Below are 26,529 nucleotides of genomic sequence, written 5' to 3'. Positions count from 1 at the left end.
TCTCTCCCCCACGCCCGGCTACTCAAGTGAGTAGTTGCGTTCCGGAATCTCTTCTCCATAAGCTCCCGGAGTTTCCACCGGGTCGATTGAGGAGACCATGAGTGAATGGACAGGCGCTCGCCGGTCCGGGCACGGGCCTCAGGCCCTTACCCGATGACGAGATCCAGCGCTGGCGAAGACTTCCGGCACACCAGCAGCCCCGGTGGCACGAGACGGCGGATCCCGCCGTGAAGACCCTGACCACACTTCCGGGCCTCGTGGACGAGGCCGAGGTCGACGCACTCGGCTCGCTGCTCGCCGGGGCGGCCACCGGCACCCGCAGCGTCATCCAGGCAGGGGACTGCGCGGAGGACCCCGCACACTGCGTGTCCGAACGGCTCGCCGGGAAAGTCGAGTTGCTCCGGAACCTCGCGTCCGCGATGACCGCCGCGACGGGCCTGGAAGCACTCATGGCCGGACGCATCGGCGGCCAGTTCGCCAAGCCGCGCTCGCAGGCCACCGAGACGAAGCACGGGGTCGCACTGCCCGCCTTCCGCGGACTCATGGTCAACGCCCCCGACCCCGATCCGATCTCCCGCAGAGCCGACCCCGGCCGGATGCTCACCTGCTACGCGGCGGCCCGGGCCACGGCGGACTTCCTGCGCGGGTGCACCGAGGGCGGCACGCCGCACGAGCGGGTCTGGACGAGCCACGAAGCGCTGGTGCTCGACTACGAGGTCCCCCTGCTGAGGACGACGGAGGACGGCCGCCTGCTGCTGACCTCCACGCACTGGCCGTGGGTGGGCGAGCGGACCCGGGACCCGGACGGCGCCCATGTGCGGCTGCTCGCCGAGGTGGCCAACCCCGTGGCGTGCAAGGTCGGGCCGACCATGACGGCGGCCGCGCTGCTGCGGCTGTGCGCGCGTCTCGACCCCCACCGCAGGCCGGGCCGGCTCACGTTGATCGTCCGCATGGGCTCAGGGCAGGCGGCGCAACGGCTGCCCGCGCTCGTGGCGACCGTACGCGAGGCGGGGCACCCGGTGCTGTGGCTGTGCGACCCGCTGCACGGCAACACGACCACCGGGCCCGACGGGCTGAAGACCCGCGTCCTCACCACGGTCCTGGCGGAGATACGGGAGTTCCGAGCCGCCGTGCGCGCCGCGGGCGGAGTGGCAGGCGGCCTGCACCTGGAAGCAACCGACGAACCCGTCACCGAGTGCCTGTGGCGAGCCTCGCAGGTACCGCCCACCGGGCCGACCGCCCGTACCACGTTGTGTGACCCGCGGCTCGACCGCGCCCAGGCGGTGGCCGCCGTGGACGCGTGGGGAAAGGCAGGCACGGCCCAGGACTTGGAGGACGGCCGATGACCGGCATTGCCCCCATCGCCCCGTACGACCTGCCCGCGGAGGAGGACGCCGACCAGGACCGGACCGGATGGCGGCCCGACCCGCGCAGGGCCGCCCTGCTCATCCACGACATGCAGAGCTACTTCCTGCGCCCCTTCCGCCAGGACACCCCGCCGCTCACCGTGGTGCTGCCCAACGCGGTGCAGCTGCGCGAGACCTGCGCCTCACTCGGCGTACCGGTCTTCTACACCGCGCAGCCCGGCGACATGACGGAGGATCAGCGCGGGCTGCTCGGCGCGTTCTGGGGAGCCGGCATGGCGGCGGCGCCGGAGGACCGGCGCATAGTCGACGAGCTGACGCCGGACGAGGCGGACCAGGTGCTGACCAAGTGGCGCTACAGCGCCTTCCAGCGCACCCCGCTGCTCGAGCGGCTGCGGGCCGCAGGCCGCGACCAGCTCATCGTCTGCGGCGTCTACGCCCACCTCGGCTGCCTCATCACCACGGTCGACGCCTTCAGCCACGACATCCAGCCCTTCCTGGTCACCGACGCCGTCGCCGACTTCAACGCCGACGACCACCGCCTCGCCGTCTCGTACGCCGCTCACGCCTGCGCGGCCACGCCTACCACCAAGCAGGTCGTCGAAGCGTTACTGGGGGAGGGCCACCCGGAATGAGGCCGCTGGAGACGTTGTGGAGCGGAGCGGACGCCCGCCCCTTCGCGCTGCTCTACCGCCCCGAGACGGCTCCCGGGGTCCTCGAGGTACTCACCGGCGACGTCACCGAGCTGGAGCGGCTGGACGAACTGCCGCCGGTGGACCCCCTGGGCGGGCGCCACCAGACGCTCGCCGCCCTGCCCTACCGTCAGATCGGCGAGCGGGGCTTCGTCTACCCCGAGGACCACGCTCCGCTGCTGGCCCTCGCCGTGGACGACCGGTGGACCGTGCCCCTCGACGAGGCGATCCGCCAACTCCCCGATGAACCGATCGAGTTGACGGATGCAGGATTCGACGTCGACGACGACGCGTACGCCGACGTCGTCCGCCGTCTGATCACCGACGAGATCGGGCGCGGCGAAGGCGCGAACTTCGTCGTCAAGCGCTCCTTCACCGCCCGTATCGCCGACTACTCCCCTCGGCACGCCTGCACGCTGCTGCGCCGGCTGCTGCTCCAAGAGGACAGCGCGTACTGGACGTTCGCCGTGCACACCGGTGAGCGGACCTTCGTCGGCGCAAGTCCCGAACGGCACATCAGCCTGCGCGCCGGCACCGCCGTCATGAATCCGATCAGCGGCACCTACCGCTATCCCGACGACGGCCCCACCTTGGCCGGGGCCCTGGAGTTCCTCTCCGACACCAAGGAGTCGGAAGAGCTGTACATGGTGGTCGACGAGGAGCTGAAGATGATGGCCGCGGTCTGCGACGGCGGCGGCCGCGTCGTCGGCCCCCGGCTCAAGGAGATGGCGCACCTCGCGCACACGGAGTACTTCATCGAGGGGCACTCCAGCCGGCCGGTGCCCGAGGTGCTGCGCCGGACACTCTTCGCACCGACGGTCACCGGCAGCCCGCTGGAGAGCGCCTGCCGGGCCATCGACCGCTACGAACCCGAGGGCCGCGGCTACTACTGCGGGGCGCTGGCCCTGATCGGCGCCGACGAGCAGGGGCGGCAGGAGCTGGACTCGGCGATCCTCATCCGTACCGCGCGGATCGACCGGTCCGGAGAGCTGACGCTGGGCGTCGGTGCCACGGTCGTACGGCACTCGGATCCGGCGGCAGAGGCCGCCGAGACGCGGGCGAAGGCCGCCGGAATGCTCCGCGCGCTCCGAAGCACGCCGTCCGGGACCGCGGCAGGTGCGTCGGTGCCGAACACCGCGGCTCCTGTCCGCCGGTCGCTGGCCGACGAGCCGTCGGTCCGCCATGCACTCGAAGAGCGAAACCGAGGCCTGGCGCGGTTCTGGCTGGCCGAGGAGGGGGATGGAGCGCCCGTGACGAAACCTGCGCCCGGGAGAGCGCCCGAGAGCGTGCTCGCCGCCTCCCGGCTGAGCGCCGCGCAGCACATCCTCGTGATCGACGCCGAGGACAGCTTCACCGCCATGCTTGCCCATCAGATCCGTTCCCTGGGGCCGGAGGTGACGGTACGCAGGTTCGGCGAGCCGTTCACCTCGGCTGCCTACGACCTGGTGCTCGCCGGGCCCGGCCCAGGCGACCCGGGCGACCTCGGGCATCCGAAGATCGCCGCCTTACGCACGGCGCTGCGCGAGGTCCTGGCCGACCGGCGCCCGCTGCTCGCAGTCTGCCTCGGCCACCAGGTGCTCAGCGGGCTGCTGGGCCTCGAACTGGCCCGGCTGGAGCGCCCGAACCAGGGAGTGCGACGGGAGATCGACCTCTTCGGCGAACAAGTGCGGGTGGGCTTCTACAACACCTTCGCCGCCCGCAGCCACTCCGACACCCTCCAACCGCACGCCCTCGGCCGCCCGGTCGAGGTCTGCCGCGACAAGGCCACGGGCGACGTGCACGCTCTGCGCGCGCCCGGGCTGCGCTCCTTCCAGTTCCATCCCGAGTCGGTGCTCAGCGCCGACGGACTGGGCGTCCTGGCGCAGGCGTTGGAGCAGTTGCTGCCGCCCGGCGCCCACTTCCCGCGCCCGGCCACGCCGTCCGTAACCGTCTCGTCCACGCCGAAGTGAGAGTCACCCCATGAGTTATCGCACCATCCTCACCCGGCAGACCGGGGTCTGGGCCGTCACCGCGTCCATGACCCGGCTGCCCGTAGCCATGGCACCGCTGGCCATGGTCTTCCTCGGCCACGGGGCGACCGGGGGCTACTCCACGGGCAGCGTGCTCGCCGCGTTCTTCATCGCCGGCGAGGTCGCCCAGACGCCTCGGCGGAGCCGTCCGAGGACCGTGGGCCGGGGCCTCCGCTGGAGCCGTCGCCCATGCCCAGTTGGGTCACGGCGACCGGACGGCCCAGTCGCCGTGAGAGGGCTTCGGCGATGAAGCCCTGCACGCGGGGGGACGGGCGGCTGCCGCGCAACCAGTGGGCGACGGAGGTGCGGTCGTAGCCGAGTCGCACGCCCGCCTCGGTGCCGAGTCTTCCGATGGCGCGGGCGAACGCCTCCTGCGTCCACTCCGTCTCCGCCAGTAACGAGCGCAGCGCGCGGTTGGGCGTCGGGTCACGGCGATGGTGGTCAGCGGGCTGCACGGTCGACCACCGGGTATACCTCGAAGTGGAATCGGATCGGGTCGTTCATCTCTGGTCCCTCCTACGGTGCTCCGTCCGCGTTCCTGCTTACGGAGTGTTTCCAGCGAACCTCAACTTCCGCTTCTTCGGGAGCATGTGCCGTGTGCACGCACAGGTGGGACTTTCACACCCCGTGTGAACGATTGTCGGTTACTCTGCGAAACAAGGGTTGGACGACCGGAGGGCGAAATGGAGCCCAACAGTCAACTGGACGTACTGCTTGACCAGTCCGGAATCTCCCGGGCCGGTCTGGCCATGAGAATCAATCGCCTCGGCGCGGAGAACAATGTCACTCTGCGTTACGATCACACGGCTGTCGCGCGCTGGCTCAAGGGGCAGCGACCACGTGGCAGCGTCCCGGAGTGGATATGCGAGGTGCTGGGCGCCCGGCTGGACCGCACGCTCACACTCGCGGACGTCGGAATGGGCCGCCCCTCGGGCTTCCCTTCCGCGGCATCGGTGCAGGGTGCCGGGGATGTGGAAGACGCCGAAGGCCCGGCCGTGCTCGGCCGGTTCGTGGAGAGGGCCGCGGTGTCGTGGCGTTCCGACGAACTCCACGCGCACACACGGGGTCCCGCTCTGCTGACGGGCGCGGCCGCCGTCGCGCCCGTTTGGGAGTGGGAGAACCCGCCAGACGACCTGGACGTCTCGCACGACGGGGTGCGCGAGGTCTCGGAGGCGGACGTGGCGGTGCTGCATGCGGCGCGCGGCCACTACGAGCACCTCTACCGGAACGCTGGCGGTGTCGCGACGCGCCCCCGCGTCGTCGGCTTCCTCACGGGCGAGGTGGCGCCGCTGCTGCGCGGCGGCTACAGCGACAGCACCGGTCGTGAACTGTGCCGTGCGGCAGGGTCGTTGGCGGCCGTCAGCGGCATCTGCGCGTACGACGCAGACGAACAGGGCCTGGCCCAGCGCTACTTCCACCAGGCGCTCCGCCTGGGGAAGGCCTCCGGGGACCGCCTCTTCGGCGGCTACGTGGTGGCGCTGCTGGTCAACCAGGCGCTGTTCCTCGGCGACGACAGGCGTGCCATCGCCTGTGCGGAGGCGGTGTTACGCACGCCGGGGCCGCAATCCACACCGGCCCTGGCGACCGACTTGTACGCGATGCAGGCGAAGGCCTATGCGCGGATCGGCGACCGCCGAGGCGCGTACGGCTGTATGCGGAACGCCGAGCACTCCTCCACTCTCATCCGGCCGGAGGAGGAGCCGGATGAGACCGGCTACGTCCAACCGGGCCTGGTCCAGGTCCGATTGGCTGAGACGTTGCTCGTACTGGAAGAGCTGGACGCCGCACAGCGGTATGCCGAGGAGGCAGCCAGGGCACCCGCCCATGTGCGCGGCCGGGTGAACCGGCTGGCCACGCTCACCGACGTGGAGTTGCAGAGCGGCTCAGCGGAACGCGCTGCGCAGACGGCGGTGCAGATGGTCGATCAGGCGCAGGGCATCGAGTCACAGCGGCTGCGGCAGCGCATGCGGCGGGTCCGGGAGCACCTGCTCCGGCACCCCGGAACACCGGTCGACAGGGCGGCGAAGCTGATCGAGGAGACCTTGCGAGTGCCCCTCTGAGGTAGGGCGGCTGTGGTGGTGCCTCTGTCAGAGGGACGCCGCAGCGTGCTGGGATGTGCCCAACCTCCGTCAGGAAGGGGGCACATACGTGCGATGGAAGAACCTGGGTGAACACACTGTGTACGAGAACCAGTGGTTACGGGTCAATCTCGCGGACGTGCTACTCCCGGACGGCCGTCATCTGGATCACTACCTGATCCGGCTGCGGCCGGTGGCGATGGCCACAGCCGTCAACGAGCGCAACGAAGTGCTGATGCTCTGGCGGCACCGGTTCATCACCGACAGCTGGGGATGGGAGCTGGCCGCGGGAGTCGTGGAGGAGGGCGAGGACCTCGCCGAAGGAGCGGCCCGCGAGATGCTGGAGGAGACGGGCTGGAAGCCCGGACCGCTGCGGCATCTGATGACGGTCGAGCCCGCCAACGGGCTCATCGACGCGCGGCACCACATCTACTGGTCGGACGGTGCCACCTACGTCGGCCACCCGGAGGACGACTTCGAGTCGGACAAGCGGGAGTGGGTTCCGCTCAAGGAGACGCCGGAGCTGATCGCACAGGGCGAGGTCCCCGCGGCGAACACGGCGGCGGCGCTGCTGATGCTGTACCGGCTGCGGTTCGGGTAGTCCGGAGGGGACCGTGACCGTACGGGCCGGCAAGTGCAGGCCCGTACGGCCGGACCTCGTCCGGGCACTCCGCAGTACACACAAGCCCCGGCCCGTGAGAGCGGGCCGGGGCCGGTGAGCGAGCGTGACCGTGGGCGGGGCTGCCCGCCCGCACCGTCAGGGGTTGCGCAGGAAGCTGTCCCCGTGCTGCGCGATGTGCTGCTCGAGCGCGGACAGAGCCTGCTGCACCTGGGCGGGGGAGCCGCTGCCGCGCTGCTCCGCGTAGTAGGCGGCCCCGAGCTTGCGCAGCAGGTCGCTGCCCGCGCGCTGAGCCTGGACCTCTTCCACCTTCTCCTTGCCCTGCGCCAGCCCGCGCTGTGCCTGCTCCTTGGCCTTGTCGAGGAAACCCGCCATGTCTGCCTCCCGTTGCGTGCGTCGCCGTGCGGACGTACCCGAGTACCGGGGCACTGACTGCCCCGCTTCTCCAACGTATGCCGTGATCAGCCCGTTCCCCGCGCATCCTCGGCCAGCACGTCCAGCGCCAGTTCGACCAGTTGGGGGACGGCCGGGTGCCCGGGCCTTCCGGAACCCATGGGCGTCTCGCGCCAGAAGAGCATCAGCGGCACGTCCTCCGTTCCCGCCAACGGCCGGTAGACGACACCGGGATGGGGGTGCATCTCGGCTGTGGCCGAGGTGGAGGTGCCCACCGCGCTGCCGGCCGCGATGGCGCCCAGCCAGTCGTCGGTGTTGGCGACGCGCACCGTCGCGGATGCATCGGGACGGATCTCCTCCGGCCACAGGTCGAGCGTGGTCAGACCCGAGACCGTGTTCAGCGCGATCGGGTGGCGGGACAGGTCCTCCAGGGTCAACGCGCCCTCTTTCCGGGCGAGTTCGCTGTCGGCCGGCACCGCCGCCACACGCGATTCGTTGCAGAGCCACTCGCCCAGCAGGCCCTCGGCGTCCTGCGGGACCATCTGCGCCCGTACGAGGGCGACATCGACCTTGCCGCTCAGCAGTCCGCCCGTACGGTCGTCCACCCGAAGCAGCTCCAGCGGGGTCTCCGGAAAGGTCTCCTTCCAGCGCCGCAGCAGGGGCGTGGTGTGCCGCCCGAAGGCGGACCAGGCGTGGCCCAGCCGCAGGGGCCAGGGGTGCAGCCGCGCGGGGTCGAGCGCCTCGTTGACGGCGGCCACCGCCACGGCGGCCTTCTCGCGGAACCTGCGCCCGTCCGTCGTCAGCTCCAGGTGGTGCGTCGTACGGTCCACCAGCCGCACGCCCAGGTGCTGTTCGAGCTGTCGCAGGGTGCGGGAGAGGGCGGGCTGGCTGATCCGGAGCACCGCGGCCGCGGACGTCACGCTGCCTGCTTCCGCGATGGCGAGGAAGGCACGCAGGTGACGCAGTTCGACGGTCATGCGCACGGAGCATAGCCGCTGGCGAAGAGGCATTTCACAGCCGGCCGTCCGCGGTTCTAGCGTGTGTCCATGACCTCTGGTGAACATCCCGCCCGCGCCGCCGCGGCATCCGGTGCGGCCGCTGCCGCACCGCGGTCCTCCGCCTCCCGCGGACCTCGCGGAGCCGACGGACGGGGGGCCGCCGTGGGGATGGTCATCGGCAGTGCCATGTCCTTGCAGTTCGGTTCGGCCGTCGCCGCCACGCTCTTCCCTCGCGCGGGCGCGCTGGGTGTCGTCGCGCTCAGGCTGGTCTTCTCCGCGCTGATCATGCTCGCCGTGTGCAGGCCCCGCCTGAAGGGGCATTCGTCCGCCGACTGGGCCGCGGTGACCGGACTCGGCGTCGCCCTCGGCACCATGAACACGCTCTTCTACCAGGCCATCGACAGGATCCCGCTGGGCGCGGCCGTCACGCTCGAACTGCTCGGTCCGCTCGTCCTCTCCGTCGTCGGGTCACGCCGGGTGCTCAGCCTGCTGTGGGCGGCGCTGGCGTTGGCGGGGGTGTATCTGCTGGGCAGCAGCGGCTTCGACCGTCTCAACTTCGCGGGTGTCGCCTTCGCTCTCGCTGCGGGTGCGATGTGGGTCGCCTACATCATCTTCAACTCCCGTACGGGCGCCCGCTTTCCGAAGGCCGACGGGCTCGCCCTGGCCATGGGGCTCGCGGCGCTGCTCAGCGCGCCGCTCGGCGTGGCCAGCGCGGGAGGCGCCCTGCTGGACCCGGTGACGCTGGGGCTGGGCGCGGCGGTGGCCGTGCTGTCCTCCGGACTCCCGTACACGCTGGAGCTCTTCGCGTTGCGCCGGCTGCCCGCGGCCACGTTCGCGCTGCTGATGAGCCTGATGCCGGTGGCGGCGACGATGGCCGGCTTCCTCGTGCTCGGACAGCACCTGCACCCGCTCGAACTGGTCGCGATCGCCCTGGTCGTCCTCGCCAGCATGGGTGCCGTGCGAACGCCGCCCACCCGTAAGGCGCCATAGGCTGGGCCGGTGAACGAGCGGCAGTCGGTCGGCTGGACCGAGGACGAGGTTGAACGGTCGGCGCTGTGGCGGTCGGAGAGCGGAACGAAGCCACCGCGGCCCGTACGTGCGGTGGACGACCGGACGACGGCGGACGCCGCCTACAAACTGGCCTGCGAGGGCACCGCGCTGCTCTGGCGCGGCGACTATCACGGCGCGAGGCAGATGCTGTCCGCGTTGCGCCGCAGAGTGGACCGCAAGGCGCCCAAGCCGGGGGCGAGTCCGTATGAGGACTTCCACCTCCACCGGCAGGCGCAGTCCCGCCGCGCACGGGTGCTCGGCATGCTGCTGGTGCCGCTGGACTCCGGTCCCGGCGACGAGGGTTGGACCGTACCGCTGCGCAGAGCCCCCGACGTACGGGAGGCGTGCCAGGAGGCGTACGGCCCGCCGGAACCCGGTACTGGCTCCGTCGTCCCGCTGCGCGAACTGCTCGGCGTCGTCGGCGCGCACGAGTGGCGGGTCCGGGGAGTGCCCGTACCGGCGCTGGACGGTGACCGGGTGCATCCGGCGTACGGAGTCTTCTCACCGGTGCGCGGGGAGTACGTCGACCTCGTGGCGCGGGCTGAACTGCCCGCTGAGGGCCCGGCGTTCGACATCGGGACCGGGACGGGCGTGCTCAGCGCCGTGCTGGCCCGGCGGGGAGTGGGCCGGGTCGTCGCGACGGATCAGGACCCGCGTGCGCTGGCCTGCGCCCGCGGGAACCTCGGCCGGCTGGGACTCTCGGAGAAGGTGACGGTCGTCGAGGCCGATCTCTTCCCGCCCGGGGACGAGCGAGCCTCGCTCGTCGTCTGCAATCCGCCCTGGCTTCCCGCCAAGCCGACCTCGCCCCTCGAGCACGCCGTCTACGATCCCGGCAGCCGCATGCTGCGCGGCTTCCTCGCCGGACTCGCCGAGCGCCTCGTACCGGACGGCGAAGGCTGGCTGATCCTCTCCGACCTCGCCGAGCACCTCCAACTGCGCACCCGCGACGAACTGCTGGGCTGGATCGAAGCGGCCGGACTCCTCGTGGCCGGCCGGGAGGACACGCGTCCCCACCACCCTCGCTCGGCGGACACGGCCGATCCGCTGCACGCGGCGCGCAGTGCGGAGGTCACCTCGCTGTGGCGCCTGAGGCGCGCGAGCTAGAGATTCGCCTCCAGTGCGTGGACGCACGCCGCAAGCAGCGGCGCACTCCGACCGGGCCGGTACGTCGACGCGCGGGCCGCGGGGCGTCCCCCGGTGCCGAAACAGAACGCACCCCGGCCCGCAGTGACTGCCGGAACCGGCAGCCGCGCGGGCCGGGGTGCGGACCGTGCAACTCCGCAGCCTGGGCTGCGGTCAGGCGAAGACCGTGACGGTCAGCCCTTCTTGGTCTCCCAGAAGATCTTGTCGATCTGGGCGATGTAGTCCAGGGCCTTCTGCCCCGTCGCCGGGTCGGTCGAGCCCTTCGCCGTGGAGAGCGACTTGAGGGTCTCGTTGACCAGCTGGTGCAGCTCCGGGTACTTCTCGAAGTGCGGGGGCTTGAAGTAGTCGCTCCACAGCACCGAGACGTGGTGCTTGGCGAGCTCGGCCCGCTCCTCCTTGATCGTGGTGCAGCGGGCGCGGTAGTGCGGGTCGTCGTTGGACTGGTACTTCTCCTGGATGGCCTTGACCGACTCCGCCTCGATGCGGGCCTGGGCAGGGTCATAGACACCGCAGGGCAGGTCGCAGTGGGCGCTGACCTGGACCTTGGGGGCGAACAGACGGGAAAGCATAAAGCCGTCCTTCCTCGTGATCGTCTTCTCACCTGTGAGATTACTCCGTAGGGGAGGCCTTTTCGCGTGTGCCCCCATGGGCTCAGGACAAAAGTCCAGTGTTGAGTGAAGAGGCAACCCAGGGACGAGGCCGGGACGAGGTGAGGCGCACAGATGCCTGAGCGGGCGCGGAATCCGGGGGACGGGACGGGCCGGGAGAGCGGCGGCGCTGCCGGACTGCTGAAGCAGATCGGGCTCGCCGAGGTCTACAACCCGTCCATGCTGCCCACGCTGCGGCCGGGCGACCGTCTGGTGCTCAAGTACGGCCCGGGCGTGCGCCCCGGGGCGGTCGTGGTGCTGCGTCATCCCTTCCAGCACGATCTGCTCATCGTCAAACGGGCGGTGGAGCGCCGTTCGGGTGGCTGGTGGGTGGTCGGTGACAATCCGCATGTGCGCAATGACAGTCGGGAGTTCGGCACCGTGCCGGACGATCTGGTGGTCGCGCGCGCGTGGGTGCGGCTGCGTTCGCCGCGGGGGCTTCAGCGCTCCTTCTGGCCCGTGGTGCGCTGGGCTGTCTCGGCGGTGCGTCCGCTGGTGGCCGTACGGCCGCTGCGCTCCTCCTCGCTCTCCCGGCGCTTGCGGGCGCGGTAGGCGGCGACGTTGGCGCGGGTCGCGCAGCGGTCCGAGCAGTAGCGGCGGGAGCGGTTCGTGGAGGTGTCCAGGTAGGCCATGCGGCAGGGCGTCGCCTGGCAGATGCCGAGCCGCTCCACGCCGAGGTCCGTGAGGTGGAAGGCGAGGCCCATGCAGGCGGTGGCCGTGTAGCCGGCGGCCGTCGTCACCGGGTGTTCGGCCAGGTGCATGTGCCAGCGCGGGCGTCCGTCCTGGTCGAGATCGCCGTGGCCGCTGATCTGCGGACTGGTCGGGAACTCCATCAGCAGTGAGTTGAGAAGGTCCACCGCACGTGTCTCCTCGCCCTCCGACGCGGCGCTGAAGACGGCGCGCAGCCGCGTCCGTACGCCGCGCAGCCGCGGCACGTCGCTCTCCGTGGCGCGCCGGGCCATCTGCTGGTTGGCGCCGCACAGCTCCCGTACGGATTCGACCGACGTCAGGGTGTCCTCGCCGCGCTCCGGCTCCTCGGTGTTGACCAGGCGCACCGCCATGTCGGAGTAATAGTTGAGTTCCACTTGTGATCCTTACGTGGCTGCTCTATCGTCAGCATCGGTCAGTAATGGCTGAGCTTGCTCAGAGGGTATTACACCAAGGAGGGGTCGTGGCGACGTACGCGGACACAGCCGCCGGTCACGCGGACTGGCAGGCGTGGCAGGACAGTTGGGACCGGCAGCAGGAGTGGTACCTCCCCGACCGCGAGGAGCGCTTCCGCGTGATGCTGGACATGGTCGAGGCACTGACCGGTCCGCACGGCCCGTCCGGTACGGAGGGGCAGGGCGGGCCCGCAGTGCTCGACCTCGCCTGCGGCACCGGCAGCATCTCCGACCGGCTGCTGCGGCGCTTCCCCGCGGCGCGCTCCACCGGGGTCGACCTCGACCCCGCCCTCCTCACGATCGCGCGCGGGCACTTCGCCGCCGACAGCCGCGTCGAGTTCGTCACCGCCGACATCAGCGACGCGAACTGGGTGGACAAGCTGCCGCACCGCTCCTACGACGCCGTCCTGACGGCGACAGCACTGCACTGGCTGCGCACCGAGCAGTTGAGCGCGCTGTACGGGCAACTCGCGGGCGTGCTGCGTGAAGGCGGCGTCTTCATGAACGCCGATCACATGCCGGATGCCTCCACGCCGCGCATCAACGAAGCCGTGCACGACTTCGACCGGGCCCGGCGCCAGCGGGAGAAGTCCGCCGGGTCGCAGGACTGGGTCGAGTGGTGGAGCGAGATGGCGGACGACGCGACGCTGGCGGACGTCGTGGCCGAGCGCTTCCGCATCTTCGGCAACCCGCTGAACGGCGACCACTCCGACGGTGAGGTGCAGTCCGCCGGCTGGCACGCAGAAGCGCTGCGCGCGGCCGGCTTCGCGGAGGCACGGCCTGTGTGGTGCTCGCCCGAGGACGCGATGGTGCTCGGCCTGAGGTGAGCGCCTGGACACGGAAGAGGGCGGTACGGGCCTTCCGGCCCGTACCGCCCTCGACTGCTGCTCAGCGGCGCGCGATGCCTTCCGCGCGTGCCGCGGCGGCGACCGCCGCCGTCACCGCGGGGGCCACCCTCTCGTCGAAGGGCGAGGGGATGACGCATGCCGCGCTCAACTCGTCGGAGACCACGGCCGCCAGGGCCTCGGCCGCCGCGAGCTTCATGCCCTCGGTGATGTCGGTCGCGCGCACCTGGAGAGCGCCCGCGAAGACGCCGGGGAAGGCGAGCACGTTGTTGATCTGGTTCGGGTAGTCGCTGCGGCCCGTGGCCACGACTGCCGCGTACTTGCGGGCGATGTCCGGGTGGATCTCCGGAGTCGGGTTGGCCATGGCGAAGACGAACGAGTCCGGGGCGAGCTTCGCCACGGCGGACTCCGGCACGGTGCCGCCGCTGACGCCGATGAAGACGTCGGCGCCGTCCATGGCGGTCTCCAGGGAGCCGGTGCGCCCCGCCTTGTTGGTGAACCCGGTCAACTCACGCTTGACCGACGTCAGATCCTCGCGGTCGGCGGAGACGATGCCCTTGCGGTCGGTGACGACGATGTCGCTGACGCCCGCCTCCACGAGGATCTTGGCGATGGCGATACCCGCGGCGCCCGCGCCGGAGATGACCGTACGCAGGTCGGCGAGCGGACGCCCCGTCAGCCGGGCGGCGTTGCGGAGCGCCGCGAGGGTGACGATGGCCGTGCCGTGCTGGTCGTCGTGGAAGACCGGAACGTCCAGGCGCTCCTTGAGCTTCGCCTCGATCTCGAAGCACCGGGGCGCTGCGATGTCCTCCAGGTTCACGCCTCCGAAGGACGGCGCGAGACGCACCACGGTCTCGACGATCTCGTCCGCGTCGCGGCAGTCGAGCGCCACGGGGAACGCGTCCACGCCGCCGAACTGCTTGAAGAGAATGGACTTGCCCTCCATCACCGGGAGGGAAGCCTCCGCCCCGATGTCGCCCAGCCCCAGAACGGCGCTGCCGTCGGTGACGACAGCCACGACCTGGGACTTCCAGGTGTAGTCGTCGACCAGCTCCGGCTGGCGTGCGATGGCGCTGCAGATCTTGGCGACGCCCGGCGTGTAGGCGAGAGACAACTCTTCGGCGTTACGCACCGGAACCGTCGCCTGCACGGCCATCTTGCCGCCGCGGTGAAGGGCGAAGGCCGGATCGATGACGTCCTCGTCCAGGCCGTCTTTTGGATTGACGATCTCCGCTGCCACTTTGTCGAACCCCTTTGTCGAATCTTTGTGAGGGTGGCCGCTCCCTGGTTGAGGAACGGGCGGGCAACCACGTCCGCGGCCTGGTTGGCGGTTGGCCGCCGCCAGGCGGTGATCCCAGGGCCGCGAGGGGCCCGTGGGTCCTCGCGGGCAGTCGGTGCCCAGGAGGAGACGAACGCCGGGCGCGCCGCACACGCGCCCTGGTCCCCGGGTGAGGGGTGTAATCGACCTTTCTACCTGACAAGGCCCTTCGGTTACGACCCGCTTCCCGTACGTCAGGAGCCAGCAATCGGACATTAACTGACAGAACGGCCGGAAGGTGGCGGGATGTCAAGCATTCCTCGACCACAACAAGCCCGTTGATGGACGGACTTCGCGAGAACTGGACCACCCATGTGGTGAAGATCTCGCTCCGACAGAACGCGACATCTTGTACGCGAACAGTGAGCGCCCTGTATTCGGATTGTCGGCTCCGTTATCCGATTTTGACTCCCACGCCCTCTGTTAGCGCCCCTGCGGATGGCAGGATTTCCCCATCCATCAGCCGCTCCCCACGCGGTCGACATCCGCAGGTGCGTGCCCGACCGGCCGCCCCTCATCCGCAGGAGGACCCCGCAATGACCGCACGCTCCACCCGACGCCCGGCCGTTGCGCGCACCAGGCGTATCCGGATAGCCGCGCCCGTTGCCGTCGCGGTCACCGGTGCGCTTCTGCTGACCGGATGCGGCGACCAGACGGGCTCCGCCGACGGTCCCTCCAAGACGCAGGGCAGCAAGGCACCTCTCTTCGACAAGCTGCCGAAGAAGATCCAGGACGAGGGCGTCATCAAGGTCGGCACCGACGCCGCGTACAAGCCGATGGAGTACAAGGACGGGCAGGACATCGTCGGCCTCGACCCCGACCTCGCCAACGCGATGGGCGAACAGCTCGGTGTGCGCTTCGAGTTCACCAACGGCACCTTCGACGGCCTGATCACCTCGATGCAGACCGGCCGCTTCGACATGATCATGTCCTCGATGACGGACACCAAGGACCGGCAGGAGGGCCTGGACGACAAGGGTAAGAAGGTCGGCAAGGGCGTCGACTTCGTCGACTACCTGACCGCCGGCTCCTCGATCCTCGTCCAGAAGGGCAACCCGGAGAAGATCGAGACCGTCGACCAGATGTGCGGCAAGAAGGTCGCCACGCAGCGCGGCACCACCTCGCACGAGATCCTCAAGACGCAGATCGACAAGTGCAAGAAGGACCGCAAGCGGCCCATCACCATCGAGGCCTTCGACAACGACGACGAGGCGCGGGTGCGGCTGAAGGCGGGCGGCGTCGTCGCCGACGTCTCCGACTTCCCGGTCGCCGCCAACGCGGCCAAGAGCGGCGACGACTTCGAGGTCGTCGGCGAGCAGATGGAGTCGGCTCCTTACGGAATGGCCGTCTCCAAGGGCAACGACAAGCTGAGCGGCGCGCTCAAGGAAGCCCTCGCGAAGATCATCGAGGACGGATCGTACGAGAAGGCGCTCAAGAAGTGGGGCGTCGAGGACGGCGGGGTCTCCGAGGCGAAGATCAACAGCGGTTCCTGAGCCTTCACGGCCACCGAACCGACGTTGTAGACGCTGAAAGGCAACACCCATGACCGCTCCTCTCGACAAGACGGCCGGAGACGCGCCGTCTCCGACCGACAGGGCGCCCGAGGCGATCAAGGCGATACCCGTGCGGCACTACGGCCGCTACGTGTCCGCCGTGATCGTCCTCGCGCTGCTCGGCCTCATCGTCAACGCCTTCGCGGTGGCGGACCTGACCTGGGGCTCGGTCGGCGACTTCTTCTTCGACGACCAGATCATGGAGGGCGTCAAGAACACCCTCGTGGTCAGCGTGCTGTCCATGCTGATGGGCCTGGTGCTCGGCATCGTCCTGGCCGTGATGCGGATGTCGAAGAACCCGGTCACCTCCTCGGTGGCCTGGGGCTACATCTGGTTCTTCCGCGGCACGCCCGTCTACGTACAGCTGCTGCTGTGGTTCAACCTGGCGCTGATCTTCCCCGTGCTGAACCTGGGGCCGATCTACAAGGACGAGATGACGGACGTCATGACTCCGTTCGTCGCGGCGCTGCTCGGCCTCGGCCTCAACGAGGCCGCGTACATGGCGGAGATCTGCCGGGCGGGCATCCAGTCCGTCGACGAGGGTCAGACCGAGGCGTCGCAGGCGCTGGGCATGACCAACGGGCAGAACATGCGCCGGATCGTGCTGCCGCAGGCGATGCGCGTGATCGTGCCGCCGACCGGCAACGAGTTCATCAACCTGCTCAAGACCTCCGCGCTCTGTTCGGTCGTGCAGTACGAGGAGGTGCTGCGCAAGGCGCAGAACATCGGCAACACCTCCAGTGCCGTGGTGGAGATGCTCTTCGTCGCCACCCTCTGGTTCCTCGTCATCACGACGATCTTCAGCATCGGGCAGTTCTATCTGGAGCGTCACTACGCACGCGGTTCGTCCCGGCAGTTGCCCGCGACCCCGTGGCAGCGGGCGCGGCAGCTGGTGTTCACCTTCAGCCGCGGTACGGGATCGGGAGCGGGGCGGTAAGTATGAACGCAATGGTGAAGGCGGAAGCCGTACACAAGTCCTTCGGTCCGCTGGAGGTGCTCAAGGGCATCAACCTCGAGGTGGCCCCGCAGGAGGTGTTCTGCATCGTCGGGCCGTCCGGCTCCGGCAAGTCGACCTTCCTGCGGTGCATCAACCACCTGGAGAAGATCAACGCCGGACGTCTGTACGTCGACGGCACCCTGGTCGGCTACCGGGAGCACGGCAACAAGCTCTACGAGCTGCGTGACCGCGAAGTGGCAGCCCAGCGCCGCGACATCGGCATGGTCTTCCAGCGCTTCAATCTCTTCCCGCACATGACCGCGGTGGAGAACGTGATGGAGGCGCCGGTGCTGGTGAAGGGCGTGAGCAAGGCGAAGGCACGGGAACGAGCGCGGGCCATGCTCGACCGCGTCGGACTCGGCGACAAGACCGACAGCTACCCCTCGCAGCTCTCCGGCGGGCAGCAGCAGCGAGTCGCCATCGCCAGGGCACTGGCGATGGAGCCGAAGCTGATGCTCTTCGACGAGCCGACCTCCGCGCTCGACCCGGAGCTGGTCGGTGAGGTGCTCGACGTCATGCGCGACCTCGCCGAGGACGGCATGACGATGATCGTCGTCACGCACGAGATGGGCTTCGCCCGCGAGGTCGGCGACTCGCTCGTCTTCATGGACGACGGCGTCGTCGTCGAGTCCGGACACCCGCGTGACGTGCTGACCAACCCGCAGCACGAGCGGACGAAGTCCTTCCTCTCCAAGGTGCTCTGACACCCGCGGCGGTGGATCCGGCGGCGCCGGACCGACCGCACGGGGCAGACTTCCCAATTGCGGCCCGGTCCGCGCTCGCTGAGCGCGGACCGGGCCGCATCGGGTTCTTCCGGGCTCCGTCCCGCGTCCGCTCACGTCCGTGACATCTGTCGCTATCGCGGGGCGGGGGCTGGCTGGTCATCGCTTCTCGGGAGTAGCGTCTGGATCATGTTTGCTGCATACGCCGCGCGCATCGACAAGGACCAGCCGCTCGACGGACTCGAGTTGGGCGACCGCCCGGAGCCGACGGTTCCGGACGGATGGACGACCGTCGACGTCAAGGCGGCGTCGCTCAACCACCACGACCTGTGGTCGCTGCGGGGCATCGGCCTCGGCGAGGAGTCGCTGCCGATGATCCTCGGCTGCGACGCCGCGGGCGTCGACGCCGACGGCAACGACGTCGTCGTCCATTCGGTCATCGGCGCGACCGGCCACGGAGTCGGCGCGAAGGAACGCAGGTCCCTTCTCACGGAGAAGTACCAGGGCGCCTTCGCCGAGCGGGTCGCCGTCCCCCAGTGGAACGTGCTCCCCAAGCCGAAGGAGCTCAGCTTCGAAGAGGCCGCCTGCATGCCGACGGCCTGGCTGACCGCGTACCGCATGCTCTTCACCAACGCGGGCGTACGTCCCGGCGACAGCGTCCTGGTCCAGGGCGCCGGCGGCGGCGTGGCGACTGCGGCCATCGTGCTGGGCGCAGCGGCCGGGCTGCGGGTGTTCGCCACCAGCCGGCACGAGGACAAGCGCAAGCGGGCCGTGGAACTGGGTGCCGAGGCCGCCGTGGAGACCGGCGCCAAGCTGCCCACGCGTGTCGACGCGGTGCTGGAGACGGTGGGCGCCGCCACCTGGTCGCACTCCCTGAAGTCGCTCAAGCCCGGCGGTACCGTCGTCATCTCCGGTGCGACGAGCGGCCCGAATCCGCCCGCCGCCGAGCTCAACCGCGTCTTCTTCCTGGAGCTGAAGATCGTCGGGTCCACGATGGGCAGCAAGGAGGAGCTGGCCTCGCTGCTGAGCTTCTGCGCCGCCAAGGGCGTCCGTCCGGTCATCGACTCCACGCTGCCGCTCGACCGCGCGCGCGAGGGCTTCGCGAAGATGGCGGAGGGCGAGCTCTTCGGCAAGGTCGTGCTGACCGTCTGAGCAGGTCCGTACGCCGGGTGACGAGCAGGTCCGTATGCCGGGTTCAGCCGGTGGCGGGCGGCGCGTGCCGTGCGGTCCAGGCGGCGAAGGGCTCGATGCCGACCTTCGCGCGGCGCTCGTCGAGCCGCCCCGATTCCGTGTACGGCCACGGCACGGGGGCGCCGTCCCGTACACCGGCGATCTGAGTGCCGTACGGCTGCTCGCGGCCCTCGTTGACGTACGTGCGGTCGCGCAGGGACGCGAGCGAGTCGCCCTCGCCCCGCCTGCTTCCACGGCCTCCTCCAGCAGCGCCAACGCTTGCCGCTGCACGTCGAGTTGGCGGTCCGCGTGCTGGGCGATCAGCCACGCTGCGCGTGACGCGTCCTCGCCGACCGCCGGAGTGGTCGCGGTGACCACGCCGGAGCGGCCGCAAGTGGACGAAGATCATTCTGGCGGACGGTGACGCAGACTCCCTGCGCGGGGAGAATGGATGCTGTGCCTGTGCAAGAGGGTGCAACAGTCAGCAGCACATGCAAGCAGGCTGTGAGGTGCAGAAACGTCATTTGTGCCGCGATGGGATGAGCATCCGCTGCTGAGCCCACGCTCCGCTGGTTCCTCTGGAATCGTCGCTCAGTGACGAAGGAGGTCGGCGTGACCATGGCAGCACCCGAGCGAGAGCACACGTGGTGACCGACGACAGCATGAGGCCGTCGGTGGAGAACGCCTTCGAAGCACTGAGCGCGGCAGCCCCTGAGGGGTGGCGCGTGGAGTTGATCGAGGCAGAGATCCACGTGGTGCCACCGGCGAACGGCGAGCACGAAGAGATCGTGTCGGAGGTCTCGGACCAGGTGACGGAGCGCCGAAATGAGCCAGGCTTGCGTACGTACACGGGGGTCGGGCTCTTCGTTCCGGACGCTTCATCCACCGGGAAGGTCGTCCCCGACCTGGTCATCGCCCCGAAGGGAAGCTTCGGGGGCGACGCCGAGTACCACGACCCCGCCCCCGTGATGCTCGTCGGTGAGGTGACGTCCCGATCCACCGGCCGGTTGGACCGGGGGCCGAAACTGCGGGGGTACGCCCGCGCCGGGATCCCCTGCTATCTGCTGATCGACCGCGAGGAGGGCGAGGTCGTCGTGTACTCCGAGCCGTCCGACGGTGCGTACACCCGCAGCACCGAGGCGAAGATCTCCAAGAAGATCGCCCTTCCGGAGCCTCTTGGATTCGAGCTGGACACCGCGGAGTTCTGACGTCCCCGGTGCCCCGGGTGGTCAGTCCTTGAGGTCTCCGTAGCGTTCCGGGTCGCCGAGAAGGGCCACCAAGTGGGCCGCCGCGGTGGACAGATGACGTCGGGCCTCGCTCAACTGCTCCTCGTCCACGCCGTGATCGCGCGCCGCGTCCCGTACGTCGTCGCGGAAGTGGTCCAGCAGCCGCTCCAGGTCCCGTCCCGGATCGTCGCTCGAAGTGCCGCTCTCCTTCCCCCAGTCGGGGCGCGCCGGCTCCGGGGCGCCCTCGTCCGCGGCCTGCTCCTGCTGCTTCGCGTACGGGAACCACGGCGTGCTCTGGGCGGTGATGCGGCCCAAGTTCCCCATCTCGCGGGCGAGTTCGGACATGCCTTCGCGGACCGCGCCCGGCCAGTCACCCGACTTCGCCCGTGACTGGACCTGGTCCTGCACCTGCCGGGCGATGCGCTGGACCTCCTCGACGGCCGCCGCCCGCGCCTCGGCCTCCTTGGCCTGGCGCTTCGCCTGCTGGGTCTCCCGCTTGGCACGGCGGGCCTGTTCCTTCCACTCCTCCTTGGCCCGCCTCATCTCCTCCTTCGCCGCCCGCCAGGCCTCCTTGTCGCCCCAGCCGTTCCCCGACGCACCGCCGCCGCCCGTACGGCTGCGCTCGGCCTGTTCGCGCATCTCGCGTCGCAGGTCGCGGGCGGAGCCGCTGACGTCCTCGCGGATGTCGGCGGCGAGTGCGGTCAGCGATGCGCTGATCTCCAGCTCCAGCTCGGCCAACTCGTCCTGACGCTCGGCGAGTTCACGTCGGCCTGCGTCGGTGATCGCGTAGACCTTGCGGCCGCCTGCCTCGGTGGTGTGGCTGACCAGGCCCTCGGCCTCCAGCTTCGCCAGCCGCGGGTAGACGGTGCCGGCGGAGGGTGCATACAGGCCCTGGAAGCGTTCCTCCAGCAGCCGGATCACCTCATAGCCGTGCCGCGGCGCCTCGTCCAGCAGCTTGAGCAGGTAGAGGCGGAGGCGGCCGTGGGCGAAGACGGGAGGCATGTCACACGTCCTTGCTGAAGAGGGGGGCTTCGTCGTCGAACGGGGCGGCGGGGCGGCGCAGAAGAGCGATCGAGCCGGAGACGCTGTTGGCCTTCACCCGGCCGCTTCCGTCGCCCAGCACACCCGACACCTTCTTCGCACCCCACTGCCCTACTGCCTTCAGCTCCTCGAACGCGCTGCTGACGGCGCCGCCCGCGCTGTTGGCCTCCACCTTGGCGTGCGCGGGGTACGGGAACCGGACGGCCACCGCGCCGGAGACGGTGCCCAGGGCGACGTCCATCTCGTCGGTGGTGCCGTCCGTACCCAGATCGAGGATCATGTCTCCGCTGACGGAGTCGGCCCGGACCGCCGAACCGCTGCCGTCGATGACGGTCAGGTCACCGGAGACCGAGTTGAAGCTGAGCCTGCCGGTCAGGCCTTGCGTCTCGATGTTGCCGGAGACGGTGTCGGCCCGTACCTGGCCCGTGAGTCCGACGAGGGTCGTGTCTCCGCTGACGCCGCGTACGTCCGTGCGGCCGGTCATTCCGGAGACGAACGCGTTCGCCCCGACGACGCCGACCGAGAGCTGCACCTGTGCGGGGACCGAGACCGAGACGACCACGTGCCGGTTCCAGCCCTTGCGGTCGAGCCACTTCAGGAAGCCCTTCCAGGGCACGTCCTCGTAGGCGACGACCAGCGACCCGCCTTCCCGCGTCACCGTCAGCGGGGGCCCCTGCACGTCGGTGATCTCGACGCGGGCGCCCGGCTCGGCGGTGCCGACGACGTTGACCGTGCCGTTGACGACGCGCACGTGCAGCGTGTCGAGAGGGGCGTCGAACTCGAGGGTCCGAGCCTCGGAGATCTGCCACGAGCTTTCGGCGGGCACGGCGGCCTCCCGGATAGGCGTACGACGACATATCGCGTCCGTGGGAGAACACGATATGTCGTGTGTGGTGCGAGAGGCAAGCGCTGGGCTCCGACTGACAGGCCACCCCTGCTTCCTGAGCCGCACGCCGGAGAACGACCGGCAACCCTTCCCGGGCAGGGCCGTGCTGTCTTGGGCCGGCTCAGAGAGTCCGGTCGGTACGTGCCGCAAGAGCGACGAGCTTTGCCAGCTTGTCCAATTCGGCCGCTTCCTCGGACAGTCGCGTGGTGGCGACGCGGATGTGCGGAGGGTGCGGCGAGGTGGCGAAATGGCTGCCGGGGGAGGCGGCGGTGCCGCGTGCGGCGAGTGTGACGAGAGCCGAGGTCTCGTCGGCGACGGGAATCCACAGGGAGAGCCCGTCCTCGTTGCGGGTCTCGATGCCGTGCTGCGTGGCGAGCCGGGCTGCCAGGCCGGTGCGGCGAAGCCGGTAGTGCCGGGTGGCGTCCTGAACGAACGCGCCGGTGGCGGAGTCGGTGAGCAGGTGCGCGAGGGCGTCCTGAAGGATGCGGCTGGTCCAGCCGGTGCCGTACGTGCGCAGGACGCGGGCCTTCTCGACGATGGCCTGCGGCCCGCCCAGCACCGCGAGACGCAGATCGGGCCCGTAGGTCTTGGAGTAGGAGCGCACCACGACGGTGCGGTCCGGGAGGTGTGTGCCGATGCTGCGCGCCGGCAGTGCGGCAAGAGGGCCGATGCCGTCGTCCTCCACGACGGCGACGTTCGGGGCGCCCTCCAGCGTGGTGGCGAGCGCGGCGGCCCGCTCCTCGCTGAGCGACCATCCGCACGGTGTCTGCGCGCGCGGCTGCAGCAGGAACATCGCGGGGCGCGCCGTCAGCGCTTCGGCCAGCGACTCGGGCAGTGGCCCGTCGTCGTCGCACGCGACGGGCACGGTGCGGACCTCGAGTGCGTCGAGGATGTCCAACAGCCTTACGGCGGTTGGTTCTTCGACCGCGACCCGGTCCCCGGGCACCAGCAGCGCCTGGCACAGCAGATGCACGCCCTCGAAGCCGCCGCCGACCGCGAGCCATGCCTCGGGCGTGAACGGCCAGGTGCCGCGCACCGCTTCGAGCAGCGCCGGGGTGATGGCCGTCCGTGAGTAGTCGTTGAGCCGGGGTGTGCGTACCCCGGCGAGCAGGGCCTCTTCCAGCGGGGGCAGCAGCGCCGGGTCGGGTGCCGCGATCGCCAGATCCTGCGTGAGCCGGTCGCCGAAGTCGCCGAGACGCTCGAAGCGGACGGGGTGGGCGATGGTCGGGGGTCCGCTGACCATGCTGCCGCGGCGGCCGAGTGTGGTGATCATGCGGTGCTTTCGCAGCGCCGCCCACGCCTCCGCGACTGTTCCGGGGCTGATGCCCAGCACGGAGGCCAGCGCGCGCACGGTGGGAAGGGAAGCGCCCGGGGCGAGTTCGCCACTGCGGATGAGGTCGGTCATGGCCGCCGCTATGCCGCGTGCGCTGGGCTCCGGCAGCCGGCGGGACAGCTCCTCCGCCGAGGGCCCCGCCTGCTCCGTACGGAAAGCGCTGCTGCCGGCCATCACACCGCTCCTCGTCTCGGTCCCTCGCCGCCCGCAGCGTAGTCGCCGCATCACCGTCGGAGAAGGCTGTGTTCGGTAACAAAAAGAGTCTTGTGCGACTCGATGACTGAACAATAGCCTCCACTTCGTGCAGGGACTTATGAGTCCTACACGGCAAGTACCGGCAAAACCCGCCATGCACGGCAGCAAGGAGCACCACGTGTCCCGTCCCGCCCTCCGCCTCGCACTGCGCGACTGGGACCACCTCGTTCCGCTGGCGGCCGGCTCTGTGGACGTGCCCGGCCTCACCCTGCGCATCGACTCGCGGGAGACGACACCCGACGTGCTCGGCGAGCCCGGACTCGACGGCGGCGAGACGTCGTTCAGCCGCTACGTACAGGCCCGCGCCGCAGGCGACGACCGCCTCGTGGGCCTGCCCGCCTTCGTTATGCGCGGCTTCCGGCACCGCTGCGTGCTCGTCCGCTCCGACAGCCCCCGCACCGCACTGGCCGAACTGGCCGGTGCCCGCGTCGGGCTGACCGGCTGGCCCGACTCCGGCAACACCTGGACGCGGGCGCTGCTGCGCGCCGAAGGAGTCGAACTGTCAGGCGTGGACTGGCGGGTGGGCCCGCTGACGGCCGGCGAGAGCGGCAAGGACCGCCTCGGCAGCCGCCCCCTGCCGCCGAACGTCTCGGCTCTGACCGAGGACACCTCACTGGTGGAGGAGCTGGGAGCGGGACGGCTCGACGCCGTCCTCACCCCCTTCATGCCGCCCGAACTCTTCACCAGCGACAGCCGCTTCCGTCATCTGCTCACCGACCACGCCACCGCGGAGCGCGCGTACTGGCAGGAGCACGGCTTCGTCCCCGGCATCCACCTCGTCACGCTGCGCCGTGAAGTCGTGGACGCCGCACCGGAGTTGCCCGGTCTGGTGCTCACCGCACTGGAGGAGTCGAAGCTTCACTGGGTGAGGCGGCGCCGGCATCTCGCCGACACGACGCCCTGGCTGCTGCGCGAACTCACCGAATCGGCGCGGCTGTTCGGCGACGACTGGATGCCGTACGGCACCGCCCGCAACGCCGCGATGATCGAAAGCTTCTGCACCGAGCTCTACGAACAGGGCATCTTGCCCGAGCCGGTCGACCCCGGCGTTCTCTTCCCCGACCCCGCCCTCACCGAGCCCGGCAGCGCTACCGCGCCGAGCGCCCGGTCCGGTTCCCGTCCCCAGCCCCAGCCCCTGCCCGCGCCCCGCTAGGGCAGCACCCGAGTACGGAGTTGCACGTCATGCGTACCGCCGTCGGACAGTTCACCGCCAGCCCCGACTGGAAAGAGAACCTGCAGGCCTGCCAGGACCTCACCGCACAGGCCGAGCTGGGCGGTGCCGATCTGCTCGTGCTCCCCGAAGGCGTGCTCGCCCGCTTCACGGAGGACCGGCACCGTATCCGCGAGGTGGCCCAGCCGCTGGACGGGCCGTTCGTGTCCGCGATGCGCGAGGCGACGGCCGGAGGCCGCACCACCGTTGTCGTCGGCATCCACGAACCCGCGGACGACGGACGGGTCTTCAACACCCTCGTCGCCCTCCGCGACGGCCGGTTGGTCGCCCGGTACCGCAAGATCCACCTCTACGACGCCTTCGGCGACCAGGAATCCGCACACGTACGCCCCGCCGACGAACCCCCCGTCATCGTCGAGGTGGCCGGCACCCAGGTCGGCCTCATGACCTGTTACGACGTGCGCTTCCCCGAGCTGGCCCGGCTGTTGACCGACGCCGGCGCCGAGGTCCTCGCCCTGCCCGCCGCATGGGTGAGGGGCCCTGCGAAGGAACGCCACTGGGAAGTCATGCTGGCCGCCCGCGCACTGGAGAACACCTGCTGGGTCGCCGCCAGCGGCGAATGCGGCCCCCGCAACATCGGCAACAGCATGATCGTCGACCCGCTCGGCACCGTACGAGCCCGCCTCTCACACACCACCGGCCTGGCCTGGGCCGAGACGGACCCCGAGACCACTCTCGCGGCCCGCCGCACCCTCCCGGTCCTCGCCAACCGCCGCTTCGCGGTCAGCCCGAAACTCCTCGCCCCAGGAGAACTGCCATGAAAACACCGTCCCTTCAGCGCACCCTCGCCCGCTCGCTCCTCGCCGGCGCCACCGCCCTCGCCTGTCTCACCCTCGGAGCCTGCGGCAGCAACCCGCCCCAGGCCGAAGGCGGCAAGAAGGACTCCGCCGCGAAGGAGGGCAAGCAGCCGAAGCTCGAGAAGGACCCCGAGCTGCACAAGATGCTGCCGAAGAAGATCCGTGACGCGGGGAAGATGACCTCCGTCAACAACGGCTCCTTCCCCCCGTACGAGATCGCCGGCTCCGACGGCCACAGCCTCACCGGCGCGTCCGCCGACATGGCCACGGCACTCGGCCAGCTCCTCGGCGTCAAGATCGACCACGTGACGGCCGACGGCCTGCCCAGCTCGCTCACGGGCATCAAGGCCGGACGCTACGACTTCGCGCTGGGCCCCATCGGCGACTTCAAGGACCGCCAGAAGTCCAACGACTTCGTCGACTGGGTCCAGGAGTACGTGGTCTTCGCCGTGAAGAAGGGCAACCCCCAGAAGATCAAGGCCCTTTCCGACACCTGCGGTCTGCGCATCGCCGTCATGGCGGGCGGCTCCGCCGAGGGGGTCATCAAGGAACAGGCCAAGCGCTGCGAGAAGGACGGCGAGAAGACCGTGCGCGTCCAGTCCTACAAGGACCAGCCCGGTTCCGTGCTCGCAGTGCGCTCGGGCCGCGCGGACGCCTTCTTCTCCTCCCAGGCCCCGCTGACCTACTTCGTCAAGGAAGCCAAGGGCACACTCGAACTGGCAGGCACCGGCGAGCGCAACGGCTTCGACGACCTCTACCAGGGCGCCGTCGTCCCCAAGGACTCACCGCTCCGGGAGGTGCTGGTCAAGGCGCTCAAGGAGCTGATCGACAACGGCACTTACGGCACCATCATGAAGAAGTGGGGCACAACCGACAACGCCCTGAAGAAGCCGGGAGTCAACCTCGGCGGCGAGGCCTGATCCACGCCCGGGGGCCCCTTGAGTCCCCGGCGTCCGACATCCCCTGACCTGGTCGGGGGACCGCGCCAACCACACAGGA

At 70.0% G+C, this 26,529-nt stretch carries 26 protein-coding genes and 1 pseudogene; 17 read left to right on the top strand and 10 right to left on the bottom strand.

Translation table 11 applies throughout. The annotated features are described in order from the left end of the window. The first annotated feature begins 101 nt into the window (after positions 1-101). The 3 genes from H5J26_RS32160 to H5J26_RS01225 are packed head-to-tail and all read left to right on the top strand — an operon-like array spanning position 102 to position 4,005. Positions 102-1,346, top strand: a complete 1,245-nt coding sequence (locus H5J26_RS32160; protein ID WP_181763742.1) for a 3-deoxy-7-phosphoheptulonate synthase — start codon at positions 102-104, stop codon at positions 1,344-1,346. Further along, the gene (locus H5J26_RS01230) at positions 1,343-1,999 is read left to right on the top strand and encodes an isochorismatase family protein (protein ID WP_181763741.1); all 657 of its coding nucleotides are present in this window, start codon (positions 1,343-1,345) and stop codon (positions 1,997-1,999) included. Before H5J26_RS32160 ends, H5J26_RS01230 begins: the two co-directional genes overlap by 4 nt. Then, entirely contained in the window at positions 1,996-4,005 is a 2,010-nt protein-coding gene (locus H5J26_RS01225) for an anthranilate synthase family protein (RefSeq protein WP_181763740.1), read from the top strand. The genes H5J26_RS01230 and H5J26_RS01225 overlap by 4 nt, the downstream gene beginning before the upstream one ends. Positions 4,006-4,172: 167 nt before the next feature. Here H5J26_RS01225 and H5J26_RS01220 read toward each other — a convergent pair whose 3' ends face one another. After that, a complete protein-coding gene (locus H5J26_RS01220) occupies positions 4,173-4,520 on the bottom strand; it encodes a hypothetical protein (protein WP_235980171.1) in 348 nt (115 codons plus the stop codon). 228 nt (positions 4,521-4,748) lie between these two features. Here H5J26_RS01220 and H5J26_RS01215 point away from each other — a divergent pair, with 228 nt between their 5' ends. Beyond that, positions 4,749-6,125: a transcriptional regulator gene (locus H5J26_RS01215; protein ID WP_181763739.1), complete on the top strand. Its 1,377-nt coding sequence runs from the start codon at positions 4,749-4,751 to the stop codon at positions 6,123-6,125. An 88-nt stretch (positions 6,126-6,213) separates the two neighbouring features. Beyond that, positions 6,214-6,744: an NUDIX hydrolase gene (locus H5J26_RS01210; protein ID WP_181763738.1), complete on the top strand. Its 531-nt coding sequence runs from the start codon at positions 6,214-6,216 to the stop codon at positions 6,742-6,744. 156 nt (positions 6,745-6,900) lie between these two features. Here H5J26_RS01210 and H5J26_RS01205 read toward each other — a convergent pair whose 3' ends face one another. Beyond that, entirely contained in the window at positions 6,901-7,137 is a 237-nt protein-coding gene (locus tag H5J26_RS01205) for a hypothetical protein (protein WP_181763737.1), read from the bottom strand. Between the two features lie 86 nt (positions 7,138-7,223). Continuing rightward, positions 7,224-8,132: a LysR family transcriptional regulator gene (locus H5J26_RS01200; RefSeq protein ID WP_181763736.1), complete on the bottom strand. Its 909-nt coding sequence runs from the start codon at positions 8,130-8,132 to the stop codon at positions 7,224-7,226. A gap of 189 nt (positions 8,133-8,321) precedes the next feature. Here H5J26_RS01200 and H5J26_RS01195 point away from each other — a divergent pair, with 189 nt between their 5' ends. Further along, positions 8,322-9,143 carry an EamA family transporter gene (locus H5J26_RS01195; protein WP_181763795.1) on the top strand — a complete coding sequence of 274 codons (822 nt, stop codon included), beginning with the start codon at positions 8,322-8,324 and terminating at the stop codon, positions 9,141-9,143. Between the two features lie 9 nt (positions 9,144-9,152). Next, positions 9,153-10,307: a methyltransferase gene (locus H5J26_RS01190; protein ID WP_181763735.1), complete on the top strand. Its 1,155-nt coding sequence runs from the start codon at positions 9,153-9,155 to the stop codon at positions 10,305-10,307. A 212-nt stretch (positions 10,308-10,519) separates the two neighbouring features. Here H5J26_RS01190 and sodN read toward each other — a convergent pair whose 3' ends face one another. Continuing rightward, positions 10,520-10,915, bottom strand: coding sequence for a superoxide dismutase, Ni (gene sodN, locus H5J26_RS01185; RefSeq protein ID WP_181763734.1), 396 nt, complete (start codon positions 10,913-10,915; stop codon positions 10,520-10,522). A gap of 153 nt (positions 10,916-11,068) precedes the next feature. On the opposite strand from sodN, the gene sodX reads away from it, so the two are divergent. Beyond that, positions 11,069-11,545, top strand: a complete 477-nt coding sequence (gene sodX / locus H5J26_RS01180) for a nickel-type superoxide dismutase maturation protease (protein ID WP_181763733.1) — start codon at positions 11,069-11,071, stop codon at positions 11,543-11,545. On the opposite strand, the gene H5J26_RS01175 is transcribed toward sodX, so the two are convergent. Beyond that, positions 11,434-12,078 carry a CGNR zinc finger domain-containing protein gene (locus H5J26_RS01175; protein WP_181763732.1) on the bottom strand — a complete coding sequence of 215 codons (645 nt, stop codon included), beginning with the start codon at positions 12,076-12,078 and terminating at the stop codon, positions 11,434-11,436. The genes sodX and H5J26_RS01175 overlap by 112 nt on opposite strands. Positions 12,079-12,164: 86 nt before the next feature. On the opposite strand from H5J26_RS01175, the gene H5J26_RS01170 reads away from it, so the two are divergent. Next, positions 12,165-12,983, top strand: a complete 819-nt coding sequence (locus H5J26_RS01170) for a class I SAM-dependent methyltransferase (protein ID WP_309237733.1) — start codon at positions 12,165-12,167, stop codon at positions 12,981-12,983. A gap of 61 nt (positions 12,984-13,044) precedes the next feature. Here H5J26_RS01170 and H5J26_RS01165 read toward each other — a convergent pair whose 3' ends face one another. After that, the gene (locus H5J26_RS01165) at positions 13,045-14,241 is read right to left on the bottom strand and encodes an NAD(P)-dependent malic enzyme (protein ID WP_181763730.1); all 1,197 of its coding nucleotides are present in this window, start codon (positions 14,239-14,241) and stop codon (positions 13,045-13,047) included. A gap of 614 nt (positions 14,242-14,855) precedes the next feature. Between H5J26_RS01165 and H5J26_RS01160 the strand changes: the two genes are divergently transcribed. From H5J26_RS01160 to H5J26_RS01145, 4 genes are all read left to right on the top strand, one after another. Next, positions 14,856-15,812 carry an ABC transporter substrate-binding protein gene (locus tag H5J26_RS01160; protein WP_181763729.1) on the top strand — a complete coding sequence of 319 codons (957 nt, stop codon included), beginning with the start codon at positions 14,856-14,858 and terminating at the stop codon, positions 15,810-15,812. A 49-nt stretch (positions 15,813-15,861) separates the two neighbouring features. Further along, the gene (locus H5J26_RS01155) at positions 15,862-16,809 is read left to right on the top strand and encodes an amino acid ABC transporter permease (RefSeq protein WP_181763728.1); all 948 of its coding nucleotides are present in this window, start codon (positions 15,862-15,864) and stop codon (positions 16,807-16,809) included. Between the two features lie 11 nt (positions 16,810-16,820). Continuing rightward, on the top strand, positions 16,821-17,573 hold the full coding sequence (locus H5J26_RS01150; protein WP_181763794.1) for an amino acid ABC transporter ATP-binding protein: 753 nt from the start codon (positions 16,821-16,823) through the stop codon (positions 17,571-17,573). 207 nt (positions 17,574-17,780) lie between these two features. Beyond that, on the top strand, positions 17,781-18,743 hold the full coding sequence (locus H5J26_RS01145) for a zinc-binding dehydrogenase (RefSeq protein ID WP_181763727.1): 963 nt from the start codon (positions 17,781-17,783) through the stop codon (positions 18,741-18,743). A 43-nt stretch (positions 18,744-18,786) separates the two neighbouring features. On the opposite strand, the pseudogene H5J26_RS01140 reads toward H5J26_RS01145, so the two are convergent. After that, a pseudogene (locus H5J26_RS01140) lies at positions 18,787-19,127 on the bottom strand (DUF6624 domain-containing protein); the annotation flags it as partial. Between the two features lie 296 nt (positions 19,128-19,423). On the opposite strand from H5J26_RS01140, the gene H5J26_RS01135 reads away from it, so the two are divergent. Continuing rightward, the gene (locus H5J26_RS01135; RefSeq protein WP_181763793.1) at positions 19,424-19,969 is read left to right on the top strand and encodes a Uma2 family endonuclease; all 546 of its coding nucleotides are present in this window, start codon (positions 19,424-19,426) and stop codon (positions 19,967-19,969) included. 21 nt (positions 19,970-19,990) lie between these two features. Here H5J26_RS01135 and H5J26_RS01130 read toward each other — a convergent pair whose 3' ends face one another. From H5J26_RS01130 to H5J26_RS01120, 3 genes are all read right to left on the bottom strand, one after another. Continuing rightward, positions 19,991-20,989 carry a PadR family transcriptional regulator gene (locus H5J26_RS01130; RefSeq protein ID WP_181763726.1) on the bottom strand — a complete coding sequence of 333 codons (999 nt, stop codon included), beginning with the start codon at positions 20,987-20,989 and terminating at the stop codon, positions 19,991-19,993. A gap of 1 nt (position 20,990) precedes the next feature. Next, positions 20,991-21,854 carry a DUF4097 family beta strand repeat-containing protein gene (locus tag H5J26_RS01125; RefSeq protein ID WP_181763725.1) on the bottom strand — a complete coding sequence of 288 codons (864 nt, stop codon included), beginning with the start codon at positions 21,852-21,854 and terminating at the stop codon, positions 20,991-20,993. 181 nt (positions 21,855-22,035) lie between these two features. Further along, entirely contained in the window at positions 22,036-23,421 is a 1,386-nt protein-coding gene (locus H5J26_RS01120; protein WP_181763724.1) for an aminotransferase class I/II-fold pyridoxal phosphate-dependent enzyme, read from the bottom strand. A 199-nt stretch (positions 23,422-23,620) separates the two neighbouring features. Between H5J26_RS01120 and H5J26_RS01115 the strand changes: the two genes are divergently transcribed. The 3 genes from H5J26_RS01115 to H5J26_RS01105 are packed head-to-tail and all read left to right on the top strand — an operon-like array spanning position 23,621 to position 26,450. Continuing rightward, positions 23,621-24,655, top strand: coding sequence for a hypothetical protein (locus tag H5J26_RS01115; RefSeq protein WP_309237731.1), 1,035 nt, complete (start codon positions 23,621-23,623; stop codon positions 24,653-24,655). Positions 24,656-24,684: 29 nt separating this feature from the next. Next, positions 24,685-25,494 carry a deaminated glutathione amidase gene (locus H5J26_RS01110; RefSeq protein ID WP_181763723.1) on the top strand — a complete coding sequence of 270 codons (810 nt, stop codon included), beginning with the start codon at positions 24,685-24,687 and terminating at the stop codon, positions 25,492-25,494. Next, the gene (locus H5J26_RS01105; protein ID WP_181763722.1) at positions 25,491-26,450 is read left to right on the top strand and encodes an ABC transporter substrate-binding protein; all 960 of its coding nucleotides are present in this window, start codon (positions 25,491-25,493) and stop codon (positions 26,448-26,450) included. The genes H5J26_RS01110 and H5J26_RS01105 overlap by 4 nt, the downstream gene beginning before the upstream one ends. Positions 26,451-26,529 lie beyond the last annotated feature (79 nt).

The organism is Streptomyces albidus (ex Kaewkla and Franco 2022), assembly GCF_013870515.1.
Lineage (GTDB): Bacteria > Actinomycetota > Actinomycetes > Streptomycetales > Streptomycetaceae > Streptomyces > Streptomyces albidus.
This window is presented reverse-complemented; position numbering and strand designations above follow the sequence as displayed.

What these genes read in the sequence shown, in the direction of transcription:
- H5J26_RS01230 (WP_181763741.1), top strand. Translation starts at nt 1,343, where the DNA reads ATGACCGGCATTGCCCCCATCGCCCCGTACGACCTGCCCGCGGAGGAG.
- H5J26_RS01225 (WP_181763740.1), top strand. Translation starts at nt 1,996, where the DNA reads ATGAGGCCGCTGGAGACGTTGTGGAGCGGAGCGGACGCCCGCCCCTTC.
- H5J26_RS01215 (WP_181763739.1), top strand. Translation starts at nt 4,749, where the DNA reads ATGGAGCCCAACAGTCAACTGGACGTACTGCTTGACCAGTCCGGAATC.
- H5J26_RS01205 (WP_181763737.1), bottom strand. Translation starts at nt 7,137, where the DNA reads ATGGCGGGTTTCCTCGACAAGGCCAAGGAGCAGGCACAGCGCGGGCTG.
- H5J26_RS01200 (WP_181763736.1), bottom strand. Translation starts at nt 8,132, where the DNA reads ATGACCGTCGAACTGCGTCACCTGCGTGCCTTCCTCGCCATCGCGGAA.
- H5J26_RS01195 (WP_181763795.1), top strand. Translation starts at nt 8,322, where the DNA reads ATGGTCATCGGCAGTGCCATGTCCTTGCAGTTCGGTTCGGCCGTCGCC.
- sodN (WP_181763734.1), bottom strand. Translation starts at nt 10,915, where the DNA reads ATGCTTTCCCGTCTGTTCGCCCCCAAGGTCCAGGTCAGCGCCCACTGC.
- sodX (WP_181763733.1), top strand. Translation starts at nt 11,069, where the DNA reads ATGCCTGAGCGGGCGCGGAATCCGGGGGACGGGACGGGCCGGGAGAGC.
- H5J26_RS01160 (WP_181763729.1), top strand. Translation starts at nt 14,856, where the DNA reads ATGACCGCACGCTCCACCCGACGCCCGGCCGTTGCGCGCACCAGGCGT.
- H5J26_RS01155 (WP_181763728.1), top strand. Translation starts at nt 15,862, where the DNA reads ATGACCGCTCCTCTCGACAAGACGGCCGGAGACGCGCCGTCTCCGACC.
- H5J26_RS01150 (WP_181763794.1), top strand. Translation starts at nt 16,821, where the DNA reads ATGGTGAAGGCGGAAGCCGTACACAAGTCCTTCGGTCCGCTGGAGGTG.
- H5J26_RS01145 (WP_181763727.1), top strand. Translation starts at nt 17,781, where the DNA reads ATGTTTGCTGCATACGCCGCGCGCATCGACAAGGACCAGCCGCTCGAC.
- H5J26_RS01135 (WP_181763793.1), top strand. Translation starts at nt 19,424, where the DNA reads ATGAGGCCGTCGGTGGAGAACGCCTTCGAAGCACTGAGCGCGGCAGCC.
- H5J26_RS01130 (WP_181763726.1), bottom strand. Translation starts at nt 20,989, where the DNA reads ATGCCTCCCGTCTTCGCCCACGGCCGCCTCCGCCTCTACCTGCTCAAG.
- H5J26_RS01120 (WP_181763724.1), bottom strand. Translation starts at nt 23,421, where the DNA reads ATGGCCGGCAGCAGCGCTTTCCGTACGGAGCAGGCGGGGCCCTCGGCG.
- H5J26_RS01110 (WP_181763723.1), top strand. Translation starts at nt 24,685, where the DNA reads ATGCGTACCGCCGTCGGACAGTTCACCGCCAGCCCCGACTGGAAAGAG.
- H5J26_RS01105 (WP_181763722.1), top strand. Translation starts at nt 25,491, where the DNA reads ATGAAAACACCGTCCCTTCAGCGCACCCTCGCCCGCTCGCTCCTCGCC.